At 71.8% G+C, this 12639-nt stretch carries 18 protein-coding genes; 14 read left to right on the top strand and 4 right to left on the bottom strand.

The features are described 5' to 3' along the window. From ribA to ACI379_RS07540, 5 genes are all read left to right on the top strand, one after another. Positions 1-902 (top strand): GTP cyclohydrolase II (gene ribA, locus ACI379_RS07560; protein ID WP_439791474.1); only part of this gene is annotated, 902 nt, incomplete at its 5' end. Further along, positions 899-1372: a 6,7-dimethyl-8-ribityllumazine synthase gene (gene ribH / locus ACI379_RS07555; protein ID WP_439791473.1), complete on the top strand. Its 474-nt coding sequence runs from the start codon at positions 899-901 to the stop codon at positions 1370-1372. The genes ribA and ribH, both read left to right, overlap by 4 nt. A 31-nt stretch (positions 1373-1403) precedes the next feature. Beyond that, positions 1404-1667, top strand: coding sequence for a phosphoribosyl-ATP diphosphatase (locus tag ACI379_RS07550; RefSeq protein WP_439791472.1), 264 nt, complete (start codon positions 1404-1406; stop codon positions 1665-1667). Positions 1668-1673: 6 nt separating this feature from the next. Further along, a complete protein-coding gene (gene hisG, locus ACI379_RS07545; protein ID WP_439791471.1) occupies positions 1674-2525 on the top strand; it encodes an ATP phosphoribosyltransferase in 852 nt (283 codons plus the stop codon). 7 nt (positions 2526-2532) lie between these two features. Beyond that, positions 2533-2973 carry a PH domain-containing protein gene (locus ACI379_RS07540; RefSeq protein ID WP_439791470.1) on the top strand — a complete coding sequence of 147 codons (441 nt, stop codon included), beginning with the start codon at positions 2533-2535 and terminating at the stop codon, positions 2971-2973. Between the two features lie 3 nt (positions 2974-2976). Here ACI379_RS07540 and ACI379_RS07535 read toward each other — a convergent pair whose 3' ends face one another. Genes ACI379_RS07535 through ACI379_RS07525 form a run of 3 tightly spaced genes read right to left on the bottom strand, consistent with a single transcriptional unit; the run spans position 2977 to position 5284 of the window. Beyond that, the gene (locus ACI379_RS07535) at positions 2977-3528 is read right to left on the bottom strand and encodes a uridine kinase family protein (RefSeq protein ID WP_439791469.1); all 552 of its coding nucleotides are present in this window, start codon (positions 3526-3528) and stop codon (positions 2977-2979) included. Beyond that, a complete protein-coding gene (locus ACI379_RS07530; RefSeq protein ID WP_439791468.1) occupies positions 3519-4805 on the bottom strand; it encodes an amino acid deaminase/aldolase in 1287 nt (428 codons plus the stop codon). The genes ACI379_RS07535 and ACI379_RS07530 overlap by 10 nt, the downstream gene beginning before the upstream one ends. Beyond that, positions 4802-5284 (bottom strand): hypothetical protein, encoded by a 483-nt coding sequence (locus tag ACI379_RS07525; RefSeq protein WP_439791467.1) that lies wholly within the window; start codon positions 5282-5284, stop codon positions 4802-4804. Before ACI379_RS07525 ends, ACI379_RS07530 begins: the two co-directional genes overlap by 4 nt. A 32-nt stretch (positions 5285-5316) precedes the next feature. Between ACI379_RS07525 and ACI379_RS07520 the strand changes: the two genes are divergently transcribed. From ACI379_RS07520 to ACI379_RS07495, 6 genes are all read left to right on the top strand, one after another. Beyond that, on the top strand, positions 5317-5859 hold the full coding sequence (locus tag ACI379_RS07520; protein ID WP_439791466.1) for an SseB family protein: 543 nt from the start codon (positions 5317-5319) through the stop codon (positions 5857-5859). A 453-nt stretch (positions 5860-6312) separates the two neighbouring features. Next, positions 6313-7047: a translation initiation factor IF-3 gene (gene infC / locus ACI379_RS07515; RefSeq protein WP_439791465.1), complete on the top strand. Its 735-nt coding sequence runs from the start codon at positions 6313-6315 to the stop codon at positions 7045-7047. A gap of 60 nt (positions 7048-7107) precedes the next feature. Further along, entirely contained in the window at positions 7108-7302 is a 195-nt protein-coding gene (gene rpmI, locus ACI379_RS07510) for a 50S ribosomal protein L35 (protein WP_439791464.1), read from the top strand. Between the two features lie 46 nt (positions 7303-7348). Beyond that, the gene (gene rplT, locus ACI379_RS07505; RefSeq protein WP_439791463.1) at positions 7349-7732 is read left to right on the top strand and encodes a 50S ribosomal protein L20; all 384 of its coding nucleotides are present in this window, start codon (positions 7349-7351) and stop codon (positions 7730-7732) included. A 14-nt stretch (positions 7733-7746) separates the two neighbouring features. Next, positions 7747-8544 carry a TrmH family RNA methyltransferase gene (locus ACI379_RS07500; protein WP_439791462.1) on the top strand — a complete coding sequence of 266 codons (798 nt, stop codon included), beginning with the start codon at positions 7747-7749 and terminating at the stop codon, positions 8542-8544. After that, the gene (locus ACI379_RS07495) at positions 8541-8792 is read left to right on the top strand and encodes a DUF4031 domain-containing protein (protein ID WP_439791461.1); all 252 of its coding nucleotides are present in this window, start codon (positions 8541-8543) and stop codon (positions 8790-8792) included. The genes ACI379_RS07500 and ACI379_RS07495 overlap by 4 nt, the downstream gene beginning before the upstream one ends. Here ACI379_RS07495 and ACI379_RS07490 read toward each other — a convergent pair whose 3' ends face one another. After that, positions 8793-9398 (bottom strand): HD domain-containing protein, encoded by a 606-nt coding sequence (locus ACI379_RS07490; RefSeq protein WP_439791460.1) that lies wholly within the window; start codon positions 9396-9398, stop codon positions 8793-8795. A 54-nt stretch (positions 9399-9452) separates the two neighbouring features. Here ACI379_RS07490 and ACI379_RS07485 point away from each other — a divergent pair, with 54 nt between their 5' ends. The 3 genes from ACI379_RS07485 to ACI379_RS07475 form a co-directional block, all read left to right on the top strand. Beyond that, positions 9453-10523, top strand: a complete 1071-nt coding sequence (locus tag ACI379_RS07485) for a sensor histidine kinase (protein ID WP_439791459.1) — start codon at positions 9453-9455, stop codon at positions 10521-10523. An 86-nt stretch (positions 10524-10609) separates the two neighbouring features. After that, positions 10610-11299, top strand: coding sequence for a response regulator transcription factor (locus tag ACI379_RS07480; protein ID WP_439791458.1), 690 nt, complete (start codon positions 10610-10612; stop codon positions 11297-11299). After that, positions 11296-12639 (top strand): HAMP domain-containing sensor histidine kinase (locus ACI379_RS07475; RefSeq protein ID WP_439791457.1); only part of this gene is annotated, 1344 nt, incomplete at its 3' end. The genes ACI379_RS07480 and ACI379_RS07475, both read left to right, overlap by 4 nt.

Here is a 12639-nt window from a genome sequence, read left to right as displayed (position 1 = left end):
CTCCGGACGACTTCACCCGGCCCGGGCACGTCTTCCCGCTGCGGTACCGCGAGGGCGGCGTCCTGGTGCGCCGCGGCCACACGGAGGCCGCGGTCGACCTGGCCAAGCTGGCCGGCCTGCCGCCGGTCGGGGTGCTGGTCGAGATCGTCAACGACGACGGCACGATGAAGCGCGGCCCCGAGCTCCGGGAGTTCGCCGACGAGCACGGCCTGCCGATGATCTCGATCGACGAGCTGGTCAGCTTCCGCCGCCGGCACGAGCGTCACGTGGAGCGGGTGGCGGTCACCTCGCTGCCGACCGAGCACGGCCAGTTCACCGCGTACGGCTACCGCATCACCATCGACGACTCCGAGCACGTGGCGCTGGTCAAGGGCGACGTGAGCGGCCCCGAGCCGGTGCTGACCCGGGTGCACAGCGAGTGCCTCACCGGGGACGTCTTCGGGTCGCACCGGTGCGACTGCGGTCCGCAGCTGGCCGAGTCGATGCGGCTCATCGAGGCCGAGGGCCGTGGCGTGGTCGTCTACCTGCGTGGCCACGAGGGCCGCGGGATCGGTCTGGTGGCCAAGCTCCAGGCGTACGCGCTCCAGGACGCCGGCCGCGACACCGTCGACGCCAACCTCGACCTGGGGCTGCCCGCCGACGCGCGCCACTACGGAACCGCCACCCAGGTCCTGCGCGACCTCGGGGTGAGCTCGGTGCGGCTCCTGACGAACAACCCGGACAAGACCTCCGCCCTGCGGGAGTTCGGTGTGGAGGTCGCCGAGCGGGTGCCGCTGGCCGTGAGCGCGACCGAGCACAACCTGGCCTACCTGCGCACCAAGCGCGACCGGATGGGACACGACCTGCCCCATCTCGACGAGCCCGACAACGACCCCACGAGCACGACGGAGGACCCCCGATGAGCGGAGCAGGAGCACCCCAGCAGGCACCGGTGGACTGCAGCGACCTGAGGGTCGCCGTGGTCGCGGCCAGCTGGCACGACCAGGTGATGGACGGCCTGCTCGCCGGGGCGGAGCGTGCGCTCGTCGCGCACGGCGTGAGCGACTCCCGGGTCGTGCGGGTGCCGGGCACCTTCGAGCTGCCCGTCGTCGCGGCGGCCCTCGCCGGGGCCGGGTACGACGCCGTGGTCGCGCTCGGCGTGGTGATCCGGGGTGGCACACCTCACTTCGAGTACGTCTGCGGCGCCGCCACCGACGGGCTCACCCGGGTCGCCCTGGACCACGGTGTCCCGGTGGGCTTCGGGGTCCTGACCTGCGACGACGAGGCACAGGCGCTGGACCGTGCCGGACTCGAGGGATCGTCGGAGGACAAGGGGTGGGAGGCCACCTCGGCAGCCCTGCTGACCGCCCGTACGGTGGCCTCGCTGCGGTGACCTCGGCCCGTACCGCCTAGGCTTGGGTTCCGTGAAGACGTTCGAGGAGTTGTGGGCCGAGCTCAACGAGAAGGCGCGCACCCGACCCGAGGGATCCGGCACCGTCAAGGAACTGGATGCCGGGGTCCATGCGATCGGCAAGAAGCTCCTGGAGGAGGCGGCCGAGTCGTGGATGGCGGCCGAGCACGAGGGCAAGGACGCGACCGCCCTCGAGATCAGCCAGCTGCTGTACCACGCGCAGGTGCTGATGATCGCCTCCGGCCTGACCCTCGACGACGTCTACTCCCACCTCTGAGGACCCATGACTTCCCTCCTGCGCATCGCGGTGCCCAACAAGGGCGCCCTGTCCGCGGCAGCCTCCGACCTCCTGCGCGAGGCCGGCTACCGGCAGCGGACCGACTCCAAGGAGCTCACCCTCGTCGACGGCGCCAACGGGGTGGAGTTCTTCTACCTCCGGCCGCGTGACATCGCCCTGTACGTGGGCGAGGGCACGCTCGACATCGGCATCACCGGCCGTGACCTGCTCCTCGACTCGGGCGCCAAGGCCAACGAGGTGATGGACCTGGGCTTCGGACGGTCCACGTTCCACTTCGCCGGTCCGGCCGGGCGCTACAGCGAGCTCGCCCAGCTCGACGGTCTGCGGATCGCCACGTCGTACGTGGGCGTCGTGGAGGACTACCTGTTCCGTCACGGCATCTCGGCCTCGGTCACCCGCCTGGACGGCGCGGTCGAGACCAGCATCCAGCTCGGCGTCGCCGACGTGATCGCCGACGTCGTGGAGACCGGATCCACACTGCGTCGGGCGGGGCTCGAGACGTTCGGTGAGGCCATCCTGGACAGCGCGGCCGTGGTGATCACACGCGGTGACGAGGAGCCCGAGGGCTACGACGTCTTCCGCCGTCGCATCGAGGGCGTCCAGGTCGCGCGCAGCTACGTGATGATGGACTACGACATCGCGGAGGCGAACCTCGAGGCCGCCACGCAGGTCGCACCGGGCAAGGAGGGGCCGACCATCTCGCCGCTGGGCAAGGAGGGCTGGGTCGCCGTCCGCGTGATGGTGCCCCGCGACGGCTCCCAGCTGCTCATGGACGAGCTGTACGAGGTCGGCGCGCGCGCGATCCTGCTCACCGACATCGCAGCCTGCCGGCTCTGAGGCTGGCGTGGAGTCCCCGGACCTTCCCGTGACCTGGCGCCCGCTGGGCGTACGGCTGGCCGTCGTCTTCTTCGGCCTCATGCTGCTGGTCGTCTGCCTGTTCGCGTGGCTGGGTTTCGACCAGAGCACCCGCGACGCGTTCTCGATCTGGCAGAAGCTGACGCTGCTGCTGCTGGGCGTGCTGATCTTCGGCTCGGCCTGGGTGGTCGGGCGCTGCCGGATCACTGCCCGCGAGGACGGGATCACCGTCGTCAACGGTCTGCGGACGTACACCTACGCCTGGGACGAGGTCCGCAACGTCGACTTCCAGCCCGGTTACCCGTGGGCGCGGCTCACGCTGGACGACGAGAGCCAGCGCCAGGTCATCGGCTTGCGGGCCAGCGACGGCCTGCGCACCGAGCGCGCGGTGATGGCGCTGCGCGGTCTCATCGCCGACCGTCGCGCCTGATCCTCAGGCGGTCCCGTCGACGAGGAGATCGGCCCGCTCCCGGGTGCGCTCGGCCCGGTGCAGCGCCGTCTCGTCGGCGACCCACTGGTCGCGGAACCGGATGGTCTCCTCACCCTCCCGCTCCCACCACCGGGTGAGGCGCAGGTGTTCGGGGGCCTCGACCCACACGGTCGTGGTGACGAGGTCCGCCACCTGGGTGGCGGCGCTGCCGACGCCCTCGAGGACCAGCAGGGGGACGGGCCGAACGGGGTGCCACTGCGTCCACGTGGACGCGTGCCAGTCCCACTGGTGCCACTGCGACTCGTGACCGGCCGCCAGCGGGCGGAGCAGGGCGTCGAGCCGCGCCGAGAGGCCCGGCAGTCCGTCCCAGCCCTCCAGCATCGCGTCGGTGTGCAGGAGTACCGAGTCGGGCGCCAGCAGGTGCACGGCGGCGGCGAGCGTGGTCTTGCCCGCCCCTGAGGGCCCGTCGATGCAGATCAGGCGACCCTCGCCCAGCGTCGCCGGACGCCCGGCCGCGTGGGTCAGCACCTGTGCAGCGGTCTGGCTCAGCCCCACAGGCCTGCGCCGCGGTTGGTCTCCACCGTGTCCACGATCCTGTCGCCGGTCAGCAGGTGGACCTGGCCGACGTGCTCGAAGAGCTCCCCGGACTTGGCGTGGCGGAACCAGACCATGTCGCCGACGGCGAGCAGGGAGGCGGGGTGTCCCGTCAGCGGCGTCTGCACCTCGCCCGCGCCCTCCATGCCGGTGAGGTGCAGTCCGGGCGGCGCCCACGGGAGGGGTGCTCGGTCGGCGCCCACCGGACCGGAGGCGATCAGTCCGCCGCCGTGGACGGTGGCCAGGTCGCGGCTCGGCCTGCGGGTCACGGGGAGCCCGAAGAAGGCCGCGGGGCGCGGCTCGAACGAGCGGTAGTGGTCGAAGAGCCCGGGCACCAGGAGCCCGGACCCCGCGGCGATCTCGGTGACTGCCCGGTCCGCGGAGGTGGCCTCGACGGACCCGGACCCGCCACCGTTCCAGAACTCCAGGGTCGTCAGGGCGGCCAGACCGTCGGCGATCTCCGCGCGGCGCGTGGCCAGCTGCGACAGCGAGGCCTTCTTGAGCCCGCGCACGGCCAGGGACCGCGCCGACTGGCCAGGGACGGAGTCGGGGACGCCGGCGACCTGCCCCTCGTACGTCATCACGCCCACGAGCCGGAAGCCCGGGCGGGCGATGACCTCACGGGCCAGGGAGAGCACGTCGCGGGTGTCGTGCAGCGGCGAGCGCTTGGGGCCGACGTGCTGCGCACCCATCCGCAGGCCGGCGTCGATGTCGAGGCAGATGCGTACGTCGCCGTCGCTGCGCCGTGCCGCGTCGACGACGTCAAGGTGGGCGACGTCGTCGACCATCAGCGTGATCGCGGCGAGCGCGCCGGCATCGGCGGTCAGGGTGCCGATGGCGTCCGCGTCCACGGTCGGGTACGCCACGACCACGTCGTGGCACACGTCTGCGGTGTGCAGCCAGAGCGCCTCGCGCAGCGTGTACCCGAGCACGCCGGCGAACCCGTCCGTGGCCAGCGCGCGGGTCACCAGGGCAGGCACCCGCAGCGACTTGGACGCGACCCGGACCGGCTTCCCGCCCGCACGACGCACCAGGTCGGCGGCGTTGGCGTCGAACGCGTCGAGGTCGACCACGGCGAAGGGCGTCCGAACCGGACCGTCGTACGACGCCAACGCTCCGTCCAGCCGCGTCCAGAGACGGTTCCGCGCGACGTACGAGTCCGCCCGGCGCTCCTCGGCGGGTGCGGAGTGGCCCGAGGCGGCGGCCAGGGTCGGTGCGGAGGCGGGGGAGCGGCTCACTGGATTCCTCGCTTCTTGAGCAGTGCTTCGATCTCAGCCATGTCGTCGTCCGCGGCCGCGCCACCTGATGCCGTCGGCGGGCCGTTCCTCGACCGTCGTGCCTGCGGTGTCGAGTCGCCCTGACCAGCCGGAGCGCCGAGGGCGTGGCCCGCGGGACGGTCGATGGTCCTGGCCCGTCCCAGCTGCCGGTCCCGCAGGAAGCCGGAGACGGCCCACGACGCCACGGCGGCGCCGGCCAGGCCGATCCCGGTCCAGGAGCGCGGGTCGAGGACGAGGTCGCCGGCCCATCCGGTGACGGACGCCGCGATCTCGACGAACATCTGCATGGTCCCGGTCAGCCAAGCGGCGGCCGGGAGCAGTGCGAACCCGAGCGCCCGAAGCGCGTTGGCGGCGCCGCGGCGGCGGAAGGCCAGCCAGGTCCAGCCCAACCCGATCAGGGTCAGGGTCACGGTCAGGGCCGCCCAGGTCGCCTCGGTCACGGGCCCAGCCTTCCACAGTGGACAATGGGCGGGTGGACAAAGTGATCCCTGACCCAGGCTTCGCCGGCGACGACGGCACCTCGGACGCCACCGTGCTCGAGGTGCTGGCCGCGCACCGGGCCGGTGCCCGCAGCAGCGCCGAGGTGTTGACCGTCCTGGAGCAGACCCGGCTGCTCGTCCCGGTGGTCGCCGTGCTCGGCGAGGTCGAGTACGACGAGAACGGCCTCAAGCGGGAGAAGACCTCCGACATGGCCGCCGTGCTGGTCCAGGGTGCCGACGGCCGGCGTGCGCTCCTCGCGTTCACCGGCATGGACACCATGAAGGCGTGGAACCCCGAGGCGCGGCCCGTTCCCGTGCCCGCGCGCACGGCTGCCACCTCGGCCATCCAGGACGGCGCGGCTGCGCTGCTGGTCAACATCGCCGGACCGGCCTCGTACGTGCTGCAGGGGGAGGACCTGACCGGCTTCGCCTCGGGCTGGACGTTGGCCAGGGTGGGGGAGCAGACGGTGTGGGTCGCCACGCCTGCTGCCGAGGAGGGCTCCCCCGGCGCGTCCTGCGACGGGCACGGCCACTGACTGTGGCCGCCAGCCACAACTCGCACCACCAGCGCCTGGGCCACAGCTCGCAACACCAGCGCCTGGGCGCAGTCCGGCCAACCCGCTGAGCCCACCCCGAGACCGTCTTGGTCAGTAACGCGCAGTTATCCGTACGGGCGGATCGCAATGGATCGCACCCAGACCACATAACTGCGCGTTACTAGGGGACGGCCTCCCAGGGGGCGCGCCCGATTCGGCGATCACCGACGTATCGGTTAAGGTTGGCTCGTTGACCGGCCGGGAGTGCCTCGTGCACCCGGCCACCAAGCGGAGACGAGCACGACCAGTCTCCCACCCGCACCGCTCGCCGCAGGGCTCGCCCTGGCACAGAGCGTCGGGTCAGGGTCCAGACACTGCGTGTCCTGTGTGGGTACGTGTGGTTGCACTGGCTTCCGCTTGGGAACAAGCGGGAGCCTTTTCGCATTTGGGCCCATGGCCCATGTCGAGGACGGGGCACCCACCACCCGAACCACTGGAGGACCCATCAGCACCGAGCTGCGTATCAACGAGCGGATCCGCGTACCCGAGGTCCGACTCGTCGGACCCAACGGCGAGACGGTCGGCATCGTTCCGACCGACCAGGCACTCAAGCTCGCCCAGGAGGCGGACCTCGACCTCGTCGAGATCGCGCCGCAGGGACGGCCGCCTGTCTGCAAGCTCATGGACTACGGCAAGTTCAAGTACGAGAACGCGCAGAAGGCGCGTGAGGCTCGTCGCAACCAGACGAACGTGATCATCAAGGAGATGAAGCTTCGTCCCAAGATCGACCAGCACGACTACGAGACCAAGAAGGGTCACGTCGTCCGCTTCCTCGGTGCCGGGGACAAGGTCAAGATCACGATCATGTTCCGTGGCCGCGAGCAGCACCGCCCCGAGCTGGGCTTCCGTCTGCTGCAGCGCCTGGCCGAGGACGTGCAGGAGCTGGGCTTCGTGGAGTCCTCGCCCAAGCAGGACGGCCGCAACATGATCATGGTGCTCGGCCCCCACAAGAAGAAGGCCGACGCCAAGGTCGACGCCGAGGCCGCCAAGGCGTCCAAGGCCGCCGTGCGCGCTGAGCGCGACGCCGAGGAGCAGGCCGAGCGGGAGGCAGCGCACGCCGCCGGCCCCGTGGCCCAGAAGAAGGAGCGTCGTCGCTCCGAGAACCTCGACGACGACATCGACATCTGAGCGGGTTTCCCGGCACACCACCGGGGGCGAGCTCATGAGCAAAGAGAAGGAAGAACAGAGATGCCGAAGAACAAGACCCACTCCGGTGCCAGCAAGCGCTTCCGCGTGACCGGTTCGGGCAAGATCCTTCGCGAGAAGGCTGGCAAGCGCCACAACCTCGAGAAGAAGCCCTCCAAGGTCACCCGTCGTATGACCGGCACCGTCGAGGTTGCCAAGAACGACGTCCCCCGCGCCAAGAAGATGCTGGGTCTCTGATCCCACTTCGCCCCACCCTGAGACCTGAGCAACAAGGAGTTCTGACATGGCACGCGTCAAGCGCGCAGTAAACGCCCAGAAGAAGCGTCGTACCACCCTCGAGCGCGCCAGCGGCTACCGCGGCCAGCGCTCGCGCCTGTACCGCAAGGCCAAGGAGCAGGTCACCCACTCCCTGGTCTACAACTACGCGGACCGTCGCAAGAACAAGGGCAACTTCCGCAAGCTGTGGATCCAGCGCATCAACGCCGCTGCCCGCGCCAACGGCCTGACCTACAACCGCTTCATCCAGGGCCTCAACCTGGCTGGCGTCGAGGTCGACCGCAAGATCCTCGCGGACCTCGCCGTCAACGACGCCCCGGCGTTCGCCGTCCTGGTGGAGACCGCCAAGGCTGCTCTGCCCGAGGACGTCAACGCCCCCAAGGCGTCCTGACCTCAGGCACACCTGTGACTGTTCCCCTGGCCGCGAGCAACTCGCGGGTCAAGGAGGCACGGAAGCTCAGCCGCCGCTCGGCCCGCGCCGAGCGGCGGCTTTTCCTTGCCGACGGGCCCAAGTCCGTCGAGGGCGCCCTGGGCGTGGCTGACTGCGTCGTGGAGGTCTTCGCGACGGCCGCCGCCGCGGACGAGTACGCCACGATGCTGGCCGGCGCCGAGGTCACCCTGGTCGACGACCGCGCGATGGCTGGCCTGTCCGACTCCGTCAATCCCGCCGGGTTGGTGGCACTGTGCCGGTTCATCGACGTCAGCGCGCGTCAGTCCCTCACCGAGGAGTCGCGTCTCGTGGCGATCGCCGCTGACGTGCGCGACCCGGGCAACGCGGGCACGCTGATCCGTACGGCCGACGCCGCAGGAGCCGACGCGGTCGTCCTTGCCGGCCACTCCGTGGACGCGTACAACCCCAAGACGGTGCGGGCGACCGTGGGCAGCCTGTTCCACCTCCCCGTGAGCGTCGACGACGACCCGGCCGCGGTGGTCGATCTGGCGCGCTCGCGTGGGCTGACCGTGCTGGCCGCGGACGGCGCCGGTGAGCTCGACCTCTTCGAGATCGACGACCTGCTGGCCGGTCCCACGGCCTGGTTGTTCGGCAACGAGGCGTGGGGCCTGCCCGAGGAGCTGGCTTCCCTGGCAGACCACCGGGTGCGCATCCCGATCGTGGGCGGCGCCGAGAGTCTCAACCTCTCCACCGCGGCAGCGGTCTGCCTGTACGCCAGCACCCGGGCGCAGCGGACCCTGCCCGACGCATGATCCTGATCGACCCGCCCCTGGTGCACCGCTACGGGCGGGTCTGGTCCCACCTCGTCTCCGACCAGTCGTTCGAGGAGCTGCACGCGTTCGCGGCCTCCGCCGGACTGCCCCCTCGAGGCTTCCACCGCGACCACTACGACGTGCCGCAGGAGTACTACGACCAGATGGTCGTCCTCGGCGCGACCGAGGTCTCGACGCGCGAGGTGGTGCGTCGTCTCTCGGCTGCGGGGCTTCGCCGGCGCCGCTGATCAGGCCCGCACGTCCGGCGGCGCGCCCAGTGCCGCGATCTCCCGCTCGACGTTGTCCCGGGCTGCAGCCTGCCAGGTGTGCCGCGCGTACGAGGTCGTGAAGATCTCGCCGCGCACCAGCTCGCGGAGCACCGCGGTACGCCCCGTGGCGAAGGTGGCGTCGTCGTACCGGGCGTACTCCTGACGGACCCCGGCCGCGTAGGTCGCGTAGCGCTCCGGAGGTGCGGCCAGGATGGCCAGGTCGGCGTCGCACAGCGCCGCGCCTGACGTGTCGCCCGGGGTGGGGCGGTGGTGCTCGGTGAGTCGAACCAGCCGCGCGACCTCCGGCCCCAGGTCGGTGTCCTCCAGGGCCCGCTCGGCCCAGACGGCCGACCGGTCCTCAGCGCCGGGCTCCCCGTCGTACACGCCGTCGTGGAACCACGCGGCGAGGCCGACCGTGCGGACGTCGAACGTCTCGTGGGCGGCCAGCTCGTCCAACCGGTCGAGCACCTCGGCCAGGTGGAGCAGGTCGTGGTAGCCGCGGTCGCCTGCTCCGTACGCGGCGAGCAGGGCGTCGCGGACCGTGTCGAGCCCGTCCAGGGGCCACCGGCTGACCAGTGAGTTCACGGGTCCAGTGAACCAATGTCCGCGCCAGCGCCGCCGGCCCCCTAGGGTGAAGGCGTGTCGCCGACCCGGATCAGAGTGGAACCCGGCCCCAGCCGGTTGCGTTCCCTGACCGACGCGTACCCGGACGGGGTGCTGGCCGCCGACGCCCACGGCGTCGTGGTGGTGATGAACCACCAGGCGGAGGTCCTGCTCGGGGTGGCCGCCGACGACTGCCTGGGGAGGCAGGTCGCCGAGGTGCTCGCGCTGCAGGACCAGGACGGCCGGACGTGGCTCGAGGTCAACGACCCGTACCGCGCGCTGCGGATCCAGCGCGGAGTGCCGGAGCAGTCCTGGATCAACGCTGCCGGCGAGGAGGTCCTCACCACGGCGCGCCTCGTGCGCGACGAGCCCCTGGCACCGCTGGCGGGGGTGGCGGTCGCGCTGCGGCACGGGCGGGGGCGCGCACGCCTGGACAGGGAGCGGTCGGACCTCGTGGCCACGCTGGCCCACGAGCTGCGTTCGCCCCTCACCGGGGTGAAGGGCTTCGTCCAGGCGCTGCTCAACCGCTGGGACAAGCTCACCGACGACCAGCGCAAGCTGATGCTCACCACGGTCAACGCGGACGCCGACAGGCTGACCCGGCTCATCGCCGAGCTGCTCGACGTCGCCCGCATCGACACCGACCGGCTCAACCTCCACCCGCGCGAGGTCGCGGCGCCGGTCCTGGCGCAGCGCGTCGTGGACTCCGTCACCGCGGGTTCGTCCCGGCCGGTCCACCTCGACGTCGAGGACGACCTTCCGCCGATGCTGGCCGACCCCGACAAGTTCACCCAGGTGCTGACCAACCTCGTCGAGAACGGCGTCCGCCACGGGGCCGAGCTCGTCCGGGTCTCCCTCTCCCGGATCGAGGGCGCGAGCGGCGTACGGCTGCGCGTCGAGGACGGGGGAGAGGGGATCCCCGAGGAGCTGCGGCGACGGGTCTTCACCAAGTTCTGGACCTCGGGCCAGTCGGCCGGCACGGGTCTGGGCCTCTACATCGTGGGTGGCCTCGCCAGGGCGCACGGCGCGACCGTCGAGGTGGGTGACTCGCCCCTGGGCGGCGCCAGCGTGGTGGTCGACTGGCCGGGGCCGAGCGGCGAGGACTGAGATGGACCGCGCCGCGGCCGGATCTTCACAGGACCTCCACATGTCCCGACCGGTTCCACCCCGGCGCCGCTCCTAGGGTCGGTGACATGAGTTCCCACACCCTGCTCGTCGTCGAGGACGAGCGCGCGATCAACGACGCGTTGGCGCTGAGACTGCGCTCCGTCGGGTACGAGGTCCACCAGGCCTTCGACGGCCACGAGGCCCTCCGCCTGGCCGAGGAGCACCAGGTCGACCTGGTCGTGCTCGACCTCATGCTGCCCGGCGTCGACGGGTACGAGGTGTGCCGACGCCTGCAGGCCGAGCGACCCGTGCCGGTCCTGATGCTCACCGCCCGCGACGACGAGAACGACGTCATCGTCGGTCTGGGCGTGGGGGCCGACGACTACCTCACCAAGCCCTTCCGGATCCGCGAGGTGGTGGCCCGCGTCGCCGCCCTGCTGCGTCGCGTGGAGCGCGCTGAGGAGGCCGCCGTTCGCGGCGGCTCCGACGTGCTCACCGCCGGGGCTGTCGTGGTCGACCGGGCCGCCCGGCGGGTCAGCGTGAGCGGCACAGAGGTGCACCTCACGCCCACCGAGTTCGACCTGCTCGTCTGCCTGGCCCGCGACCCGGGACGGGTGCTGAGCCGGGAGGCCCTGCTCAGCGAGGTGTGGGACTGGGTCGACGCCGCTGGGACCCGTACGGTCGACAGCCACGTCAAGGCGTTGCGCGCCAAGCTCGGGCCCGGTCGCGTGCGGACCGTGCACGGCGTCGGCTACGCCCTGGAGGTGCAGCCGTGAGTGCCCTGCAGCGCATCGGTTCCATCAAGGTGAAGCTGGGCGTCCTGGTGGTGGTCGCCGTCGTGGTCACCGCGCTGGTGGCCACCCTGGGGGCCGCGGCGGGTGTGCCCGTCTGGCTGAGCCTCCCGGTGACGGTACTGCTGTCGCTGGCGGTCACGCAGTTGCTGGCGGCCGGGATGACAGCGCCCCTGCGTGACATGACCGAGGCGAGCCAGCGGATGTCCCGGGGCGACTACTCGGCCCGGGTGGTGACGCCCAACACTGACGAGGTGGGACGGCTCGCCGCCGCGTTCAACGTCATGGCCGGCGACCTGGCCAGCGTGGACGCGGAACGGCGTGACCTCATCGCCACGGTGTCCCACGAGCTGCGTACGCCGGTCGCCGCCATCAGCGCCCAGCTGGAGAACCTCGTCGACGGCGTGGTGGAGGCGGACCGCGCCCAGCTCGAGTCCGTCCTGGCCAGCGCCGAACGGCTCGGCGACCTGCTGGGTGACCTGCTCGGACTGTCCCGGCTCGAGGCTGGCGTGGTGGAGCTCGACCCGTCGGAGGTCGTCCTCGCGGACCTGGTCTCCGAGTGCGTCGACCAGGTCCGGGCGGCGGGCCGTCGTACGGACGTCGTCGCGACGGTGCCCCCGGGCATGCGCGTCGCCGCGGACCCGGTACGTGTGCGCCAGTTGTTGACCAACGTCCTCGACAACGCCGCACGGCACTCCCCGGACGACGCCGTCGTCCGTGTGCTGGCCGGCACGTCGCCCGACGGCTGGTGGCTGGAGGTCCTGGACGAGGGGCCCGGGGTGGCCCCTGAGGACCGGGAGCGCGTCTTCGAACGGTTCGGCACCGACGCCACGGGCGGCGGCACCGGACTCGGTCTGGCCATCTCGCGCTGGGTGGCCCGCCTGCACGGTGGCACCCTCGCCTTCCTCGACCCGGTCGCCGGCCATGCGGGGGCCCGTCTGCGCCTGGAGGTCCCGGTCGTGGCCGGGGCTCCGCAGGCCGCGGCCGTGGCAGAGACGGGCGGCGACCGTACCCCGGAGCCGCGCGTGACGTCGGCTCCGGGAATGGCAGGGGTGGCCCCTGCGGCCGCGCCCGTCGGCCAGACTCCGCGGCCCGTCACCGCGGCGCACGCCCCGTCGGCGATCGACCAGGCGTTCGGTCGGCGCTGGCCGGAGATACTCCCGGAGGCCGACCTCCGCGTCGTCGGGGGAGCCGCTGCGGTGGGCCTGCTCGCGGGCGCCGTCATGACGTTCTCCGGACCCGGCCTGTCCTGGGCGGTGGTGCTGATGGCCGCTGGGCTGTGCGCCTGGCTCGCGTCGGGGCGGAGGACCGCTCCGTGGACCCTG

Origin of the sequence: Nocardioides sp. (assembly GCF_051876515.1) — a bacterium.
Classification (GTDB): Bacteria; Actinomycetota; Actinomycetes; order Propionibacteriales; family Nocardioidaceae; genus Nocardioides.
The sequence above is the reverse complement of the archived record's forward strand: the minus strand, read 5'-3'. Positions and strand labels throughout refer to the sequence as shown.